General features: G+C 70.0%; 5 protein-coding genes, 2 tRNA genes and 1 riboswitch. Of the genes, 4 read left to right on the top strand and 3 right to left on the bottom strand.

Going from position 1 to position 7,614, the window contains the following annotated elements; translation table 11 throughout:
- Both A5789_RS07110 and A5789_RS07105 read right to left on the bottom strand, forming a co-directional pair.
- Positions 1 to 777 (bottom strand): GA module-containing protein (locus A5789_RS07110; RefSeq protein WP_064927160.1); only part of this gene is annotated, 777 nt, incomplete at its 3' end.
- A gap of 93 nt (positions 778 to 870) precedes the next feature.
- Entirely contained in the window at positions 871 to 1,875 is a 1,005-nt protein-coding gene (locus A5789_RS07105) for a GGDEF domain-containing protein (protein ID WP_063017525.1), read from the bottom strand.
- Positions 1,876 to 2,652: 777 nt separating this feature from the next.
- On the opposite strand from A5789_RS07105, the gene A5789_RS07100 reads away from it, so the two are divergent.
- The 3 genes from A5789_RS07100 to A5789_RS07090 all read left to right on the top strand — a co-directional run bounded on the left by A5789_RS07100 (position 2,653) and on the right by A5789_RS07090 (position 3,321).
- Positions 2,653 to 2,723 (top strand) — tRNA-Gly (locus A5789_RS07100).
- A 79-nt stretch (positions 2,724 to 2,802) separates the two neighbouring features.
- Positions 2,803 to 2,879 (top strand) — tRNA-Pro (locus A5789_RS07095).
- A gap of 42 nt (positions 2,880 to 2,921) precedes the next feature.
- A riboswitch (guanidine-III (ykkC-III) riboswitch) is annotated at positions 2,922 to 2,989 on the top strand.
- Positions 2,990 to 3,006: 17 nt separating this feature from the next.
- Entirely contained in the window at positions 3,007 to 3,321 is a 315-nt protein-coding gene (locus A5789_RS07090; protein ID WP_063017527.1) for a multidrug efflux SMR transporter, read from the top strand.
- A gap of 101 nt (positions 3,322 to 3,422) precedes the next feature.
- Here the strand turns inward: A5789_RS07090 and A5789_RS07085 are convergent, their stop codons facing one another.
- Complete coding sequence (locus A5789_RS07085) at positions 3,423 to 5,132, bottom strand: DEAD/DEAH box helicase (protein ID WP_082940513.1); 1,710 nt, start codon at positions 5,130 to 5,132, stop codon at positions 3,423 to 3,425.
- A 349-nt stretch (positions 5,133 to 5,481) separates the two neighbouring features.
- On the opposite strand from A5789_RS07085, the gene A5789_RS07080 reads away from it, so the two are divergent.
- Positions 5,482 to 7,566 (top strand): glycosyltransferase family 39 protein, encoded by a 2,085-nt coding sequence (locus tag A5789_RS07080; protein WP_082940512.1) that lies wholly within the window; start codon positions 5,482 to 5,484, stop codon positions 7,564 to 7,566.
- The last annotated feature ends 48 nt before the right edge of the window (positions 7,567 to 7,614 follow it).

Here is a 7,614-nt window from a genome sequence, read left to right as displayed (position 1 = left end):
TCCCCCGCCGTCGAAGAAGCCGCCCCCATCGAAGCCGCCGCCGTCGTACCCGCCGCGCTGGTCGTAGCCGCCGCCGTCGTATCCGGCGGTGTCGTATCCGCCCTGGTCACCGCCGTCGAAGCCTTGCCCGGGATCCTGACCGGCGTCCTGCCCCGCGTCGAATCCGGCGTCATACCCTGCGCCGTAACCGTTTTCGAAGCCGGCCGCGCCGTAACCGACGCCGTGCATGCCGCCGAACAGCGCGTCGAACAGCAGCACCGAGCCCACGCCCCAGGCACCGGCCACCAGTGCGGTCTTCCACCACGGCTCGGAGTACCAGCCGGCCGGCACCGGACGACCGGCGACCCGGCCGCCCGGGTAGTAGTTCGGAGTTTGCGGGGAGGGTGTGGGCGATGCCTCGATGCGGCGGCCGTCGAAGTCGACGGTGCGGTCCTCGGTGACGCGTCCGGCGGACCGCTGCCCGTCCAGTTCGGGGACCGGTGGGCCGGGGTCGAGATTCATCGCGGTCCGCGCCGCGCGCACGTAGTACAGGCCCTCGATCGCGGTTTCCTTGGCCAGCCGCGCCTGGGTGACGGTGGTGGCCTGATCGATCTGCGAGCCGGCGGCGTTGAGCCGTTCACCCGCATCCGCGAGCGCCTGCTTGGAGGCCTGATCGGTCCCCGTGAGGTTGTAGACCTGGCCGCCGAGGCGTTCGGTCAACCGGCGGGCATCGGCCTTCGCGTCGGCGAGTTGGTTGTTCTCCCGGGTGCGTTGGTTCGAACGCCCCGCGACCGCCATCGCGACGAACGCGATCAGCACGACGACCAGAAGAATCAGCAGGAGCCACACATCGACCAGGGTACGCGTCGACGGTTTGCCCGAGGCTTGCTCTCAGCCTGCGACGGCCGCGTCGTAGTCGAGTCGGGCGGCGCCGTAACCGCCCGGCTCGCCGTCGGAATCGCTCAGTTCGGACAGTGCGAACTGCCGCTTGCCGGCCGTCTTGGCCGAATACATCGCCCGGTCCGCGCTGCGCAGCAGATCGGAGAAGTCGCACGGACGTCCGGGCGGGGAGAACGCCGTGCCGACGCTCGCGGACACCGGCACCGGCCCGGCATCGGTCGGCACCGGATCGTGCAGGGCGGTCAGCACGCGCATCGCCACCTCGGCGAGCGTATTGCGGCGGGCGGGCAGGGCGATGACGAATTCGTCGCCGCCGTAGCGGCATACGACCGTTTCGTCCGGGCAGGCCGCCCGCAGCCGCCGCGAGATCTCCACCAGCACCTCGTCGCCGACGGAATGGCCGTAGCCGTCGTTGATCTGCTTGAAATCGTCCAGATCGATCAGCAGCAAGCCGACACCGCGGGTGTGGTCGGTGGCCATCAGCCGCACCCGCTCCTGCAGCAGGGAGCGGTTGGCGAGGTCGGTGAGCGCGTCGTGCGTCGCCTCGTGCCGCAGCCGGTCCTGCAGCGCGGCGATCTCCTGCACTCGCACCGAAACCGCCGCCGTCAGATTCCGCTCCTGCTGGGCCAGGGCGCGCTGCTGTAGGGCCTCGGCATAGCTGTCGATGGCATGGCTGGCCACGAACGGCCACCGGGTCGCCACCAGGGAGCCGGAATCACCCGGCGCGAAGCCCAGCAGCGCTCTGGTGGCAGGAGCGAGCATGCGGGTGCGGTCGAGGGGCGCCTCGGCCAGCCGTCGCCCGATCGCGCGGGCGGCGGATACCGGAAACGGTTCGGACTGTGCAAGATTCAACAATTCGTCGACGATGGCCGCGAACACCTGCTCGAGGTGTTCCGGACCGACTGTCAGCCCGCTGCCGGGATAGACGGCACGAACCCAGTCCCGTGTCGTCGCCGCCACGATGGCGGCGGTCTGCGTGTCGAGTTCGGCAGGCATCGCCGATCACCTCGCGCAGACGTCGTCGACGCCGGCGCTCCGGCCGGTCACGCCCTCCGGAACGCGCTCACTGCTTCGCGGTCGAGTACACCTTCGGCGCACGCTCACCGCCCCCTTTCCAGATACCCCCGTCCGGCAAAAAGGATCCTAGCAAGCCACTCGGCACCGAAAAACGCTGTTTTACAACCTGTTCCGATACGTCGCGAATGGCGATCGGCAGTGTGATCGACGCCGGGCCTGCGGCGTTACACCTTGCCCCAGCGTGTCGCGCCCGGTGTGTTGGCGCCGACGTTCACCCGCGGGTGGGCGCGTCTTCGCGAATCGTTCTTATCGCAGGCCAGAGGGCTCGACATCGCACCGGATCGAGCGGCGGCGGCGAGTCGCTGGTGACGAGTATCACAGCGAGCTGGCGAGGTTCGGTCGTGGAGTGAACGTTCGATGCTCCGCCTGCGCGTGGGGGTCGCTGCGGCACCGGGTTGTGCCCAGGTGTGGGAACAGGCGGCGGCGGATGGGTGCGCCCGACCGCCGGTGGCGACCTTGCCTTCGGCGGTGACGGCGGTCGTGCCGTGAACGCTCGGAAGGCGCCACCTCGACCGGCCGACGCGGTTGCTGTGCAGTCGCTGTGGGCCGGCTGCGGAGGGAGCCGGGAGCGCCGGTGCGCAGTCCGGCGGACGCGCCGTGCGAAAACCGGGTGTGCGATTGGCATTCCGGAAGTGAAGTTCGGTACAGTCCTACACGCAGACGACATCGTGGCGATCCCATTGGTGTCGTATGCCTGCGGGTGTAGTTCAATGGTAGAACCTCAGCCTTCCAAGCTGATGGTGCGGGTTCGATTCCCGTCACCCGCTCCGATGAGGGGATTGTCGGCAATCCCCGGCCGCCGGATCCCGTCCATCGGGAGGCGCCAGCGGAGCCGCTGGACGGAAACGGGATGTAGCGCAGCTTGGTAGCGCATCCGCTTTGGGAGCGGAGGGTCGCAGGTTCAAATCCTGTCATCCCGACCACGGACGACCGGGAATTTTCGCCCGGTCGTGGGCGCTGGAATTGTGAGGCCGCGTTCTGCGGCCGACCGGACGATCGCAACCGTACCCGGACCCCGACAAGACGGTATTTCCGAAGGGAATGCCGGCTATGGCCTGGATCGTATTGGTGCTGTCCGGAGTCTTCGAGGCCGTCTGGGCCACCGCGCTGGGGAAATCACACGGCTTCACCCGCATCGTGCCGTCGGTCGTCTTCGCGGCTGCGCTGGTGGCCTCGATGTCGGGTCTCGCCTATGCGATGCGCACTCTGCCCGTGGGCACCTCCTACGCGGTGTGGGTAGGCATCGGGGCCGCGCTCACCGTGCTGTACGCGATGGTCACCGGGACCGAACAAGCGTCGCTGGTGAAGATCGCTCTGCTGCTGTTGATCGTTGCGAGCGTCGTGGGATTGAAACTGACCGGATAGCCGGTCGAGGATCACCGAACCCGCCGGCGGCGTCCCGGCCGCGACGTTCACCCGGATGGGTGAGCGCTCGCCTGCCGGGACCGCCGGTCGGTGGAAGTTCCTTATCGATTGCCGCGCGCCGGCCGCGGTGATCCGGCCGAACGAGCATGCGCCTGAACATGTTTCGTTCCGCCGGTCGAGCGGGCGGACGAGCCGCGCTCGGTCCGGCCGGGGGCCGCCGCCGTGCGTTCACGCGCGGGTTTGCCACCTGTGCGGGCGGGCACGTCGGCGGTGCCCCGGTGTCCGCGACCCGTGCGCGCGCCCGCGCGTCCGTTGTCCGATGCGGCCGGGCGCTCGCCGACGGTGGTGCGCCGGTTTCGCGCTGCCGTGGTTCGGCCGCCGGCCGCGGTATCCGTGGTGGCCGTCGTCATTCGGTCGCCGTCGTGCCCGGATCGGTGGCGTCCGGCTGCCGTGCGGCCCGCGGATACCGTCGCGGCGCTGTGGTTCGCGGATTCGCGGCGTTCGCTCCGCGCCGCCGGGCCGCGGCTCCGCCTCGGCCTGCGAGACGGGCTGTCGGCGCCCGAGGCGGGACGGCGTGAATTCTGTTCGGCGCGTCCGGGTTTCGAGGCGGTGGGAGCCACCGGCGCGGCGACCGTGCCGACCAGTGCGGTGACCTGAGCGGAATCCGGACGCACCTGTTGCGGGCGGACGTCGAGTCCGGCCTTGCGCAGCAGGACCGCGACGTCCTTGCGCTGTTCCGGCAGCATGATCGTCACCACGTCGCCGCTGCTGCCGGCGCGGGCGGTGCGCCCGGAGCGGTGCAGGTAGGCCTTGTGCTCGGCGGGCGGATCGACGTGCACGACGAGTTCGACGTCGTCGACGTGGACGCCGCGGGCGGCGATATCGGTCGCGACCAGCACGCGTGTGGTGCCGTCGGCGAAGGCCGCCAGATTGCGGTCGCGTGCGACCTGCGACAGATTGCCGTGCAGATCGGCGGCCGGAATTCCGGCGGTGGTGAGCTGCTTGGCCAGCCGTCGCGCGTGATGTTTGGTGCGCATGAACAGAATTCGCCGCCCGGTTCCGGAGGCGAGGGTGTGGACCAGTTCGCGCTTGGCCTCGCTGTCGCCGATCTCGAAGACGTGGTGGGTCATCGCGGGCACCGGGGAGTGGGCCTCGTCGACGGTGTGTGACAACGGGTTTCGCAGAAAGCGCTGCACCAGCTTGTTCACCCCGTTATCCAGGGTGGCGGAGAACAGCATCCGCTGACCGTCGGCCGGGGTCGCGGCGAGGATTCGGGTGACACCGGGCAGGAAGCCGAGATCGGCCATGTGGTCGGCCTCGTCCAACACGGTGATCCGCACCTCGTCCAGGGCGACCAGGCCCTGTTTGATCAGATCCTCCAGGCGGCCCGGGCAGGCGACGACGATATCCGCGCCCGAACGCAATTCGCGGACCTGCCGGGCCTGCGGCACGCCACCGAACACCGTCACCACCCGCAACTCGCACGCATCGGTCAGCGGTTCGAGAGTCGCCGCGATCTGAGTGGCGAGCTCGCGGGTGGGCGCCAGCACCAGACCCGCGGGGCGGCCCGGGAGGCGCCGGTGACCGAGCCGGTGCAGCCGGTCGACCATGGGAATCGAGAAGGCGAGGGTCTTACCGCTGCCGGTACGCCCGCGAGCGAGCACATCGCGGCCGGCCAGCGTGTCCGGAAGCGTAGCGGCCTGAATCGGCAACGGTGCGCTGAAACCCTGCGCGGCCAGCGCGCGCAACAGGGGCGCGCCGACGCCGAGAGTGTCGAAGGTGGCGGCAGGCGTCGATGAACGAGTCGTCATGAGTAGTCGTGGTGCCTTTCGAGCAGCAGAGGTGAACCGCAGCGGCGCTGGGTTGGCAGCGGAGCCGCGGTTGCAGCGACGCTGAGCTTCGTGGCCCGCACGAAGGCTGACCGCTGGGTGGCCGACGCGAAGAGTAGACATCCACGACGGAGGGAGTACGAATAACCGATACTCCCGGTTAAGACTATCCCGTCGGGGCCGTTTCTCCCCCATCGCGCGAGGGTGACGGTTCTCTCCTCGACAACCGGTGTTGATGACCGGGCGGCGGGGGATGTCACGGGGCGGGTTCACAGGTTTCTCCCAGCGGCGTCCCAGCACAGCGGGGGCACGGCCGACCATCATGGCAGCCATGACCGAAACTGCTATCGCGCCCGGCCGCCCCGCGGACGGGGTGGCGACGCCCGGCCGGGGCGGGACCCGGAGCCTGCCGTGGGAGTATCTGGGACTAGCCGCGCTGCTGGGCGGCACCGCGATCGCCTATCTGTGGAATCTGAGCGCGAACGGCTGGGCCAATTCCTTCTATGCCGCCGCGGTGCAGTCCGGGGCGAAATCGTGGAAGGCGTTCTTCTTCGGTTCCTCGGACTGGGGCAATTCGATCACCGTCGACAAGACGCCGGCGTCGCTGTGGCCGATGGAGATCTCGGCCCGACTCTTCGGGATGAACAGCTGGAGCATGCTGATCCCGCAGGTGCTGATCGCGGTCGCCGCGGTCGCCCTGCTCTGGTCGACGCTACGCCGGACCTTCGGCCCCGGCGCCGGGTTGCTCGGCGGGCTCGCGCTGGCGGTGACGCCGGTGGCCACGCTGATGTTCCGCTACAACAACCCGGACGCGCTGCTGGTTCTGCTGATGATCGCCGCCGTATGGGCGATGACGCGTGCCCTGGAGGACGGCCGGTGGCGCTGGCTGCTGCTGTGCGGCGGCTTCGTCGGACTCGGATTCCTGGCCAAGCAGTTGCAGGTGCTGCTGGTCGTGCCCGCGCTGGCGCTGACCTATCTGTTCGCCGGGCCGCCCCGGCTGGGTAAGCGCTTGCTGCAGTTGCTGGCCGCCGGAGCCGCGGTGGTGGTCGGCGCCGGCTGGTGGGTGCTGGTCGCGCAGTTGTGGCCGGCCGATTCACGGCCGTACTTCGGTGGTTCGAAACACAATTCGATCATCGAGCTGACCCTCGGCTACAACGGGCTGCAGCGACTCGGGGTTGATTCCGGCGGTGGGTTCGGCGGTCCGCCCGGACCCGGCGGCCGCGGCCACGGGCCGTCGTTCGGTTCGGAGGCCGGGATCACGCGACTGTTCAGCGAGACGGTCGGCGGTCAGATCGCCTGGTTGATTCCGGCGGCGCTGATCCTGTGCGTCGCGGCTGTCGTGCTGTGCGGCAAGACGTCCCGCACCGATACCCGGCGCGCCGCACTGCTGCTGTGGGGCGGCTGGGCGCTGGTCACCGCCCTGGTGTTCAGCTTCATGAAGGGAATCTTCCACCAGTACTACACCGTCGCCCTGGCACCCGGTGTCGCCGGCGCGGCCGCGATCGGGGCGGTGGTGCTGTGGCGGCAGCGTGATCGGCTCGGCGTCCGCGTCGTGCTGGCCGCGGCCACCGCGCTGACCACGGTCACAGCGGTGATCGTGCTCGATCGCACTCCGGATTTCGTGCCGTGGTTGCGGTGGATCGTCGGCGTGGCGGGCGCGGTCGCGACCGTCGCGCTGGTGATACCGCAGCCGCGCCGGACGGCGGCCTGGACGGCCGTTCTCGCGGTGCTCGTCGCGATCGCCGCACCGGTGGCCTATTCGACCCAGACCATCGCCTCCGCCCACAACGGCGGCATCGTCCTCGCCGGACCGAAGACCAGCGGTGGCTTCGGATTCGGTTTCGGACCGAACGGGCCGGCCGGCGCGTGTGGTCCCGCCGGGCCGAGCGGATGTGCCCCGGCGGGGCCCGGCGGCGGGCCGGCGGACGACGGCTCGGATTCGGCCGGCGCCAACCGATCTCCCGCACAACCGGGCCGGATGTCGCGACCGGGCGACCCGGCGGCCGCCGGACCCGGTGCCACGGAACGCGGTGCCGCCGACCGTCCGGCCGGTCCGGGTATGGGGCAGCGGACGAATCAGCAGCTGATCGATCTGCTGAAGAACAACGGCGCCGGGTACACGTGGGCGGCCGCGGCCATCAGCTCGATGGGTGCCGCGGACCTGCAGCTCGATTCGGGTTACGCGGTCATGCCGATCGGCGGCTTCGGTGGCGGCGATCCGTCCCCGACCCTCGATCGATTCCGTGCCGATGTCGCACAGGGACGGATCCACTACTTCGTCGGTTCCGAGCGCCGCGGCCCGGGATCGGGTGCGACGTCGGAGGCGAGCCGGATCGCCCAGTGGGTGGAGAGTACCTACGCGGCCACCGATGTCGGCGGCACCAAGGTGTACGACCTGACGGCGCCGACCCGGTAATCCGGGCGGTACAGGGCGGCGGTGGCGGCCCTGTACCGCCACGACCCC

Source organism: Nocardia sp. 852002-51101_SCH5132738 (assembly GCF_001665695.1).
GTDB lineage: Bacteria > Actinomycetota > Actinomycetes > Mycobacteriales > Mycobacteriaceae > Nocardia > Nocardia nova.
Note: the sequence above shows the minus strand (reverse complement) of the source record. Positions and strands in the feature narration are given on the sequence as shown.

Excerpts from the sequence above, each read along its gene's own strand:
- A5789_RS07105 (WP_063017525.1), bottom strand. The coding sequence starts at position 1,875 with ATGCCTGCCGAACTCGACACGCAGACCGCCGCCATCGTGGCGGCGACG.
- A5789_RS07090 (WP_063017527.1), top strand. The coding sequence starts at position 3,007 with ATGGCCTGGATCGTATTGGTGCTGTCCGGAGTCTTCGAGGCCGTCTGG.
- A5789_RS07085 (WP_082940513.1), bottom strand. The coding sequence starts at position 5,132 with ATGACGACTCGTTCATCGACGCCTGCCGCCACCTTCGACACTCTCGGC.
- A5789_RS07080 (WP_082940512.1), top strand. The coding sequence starts at position 5,482 with ATGACCGAAACTGCTATCGCGCCCGGCCGCCCCGCGGACGGGGTGGCG.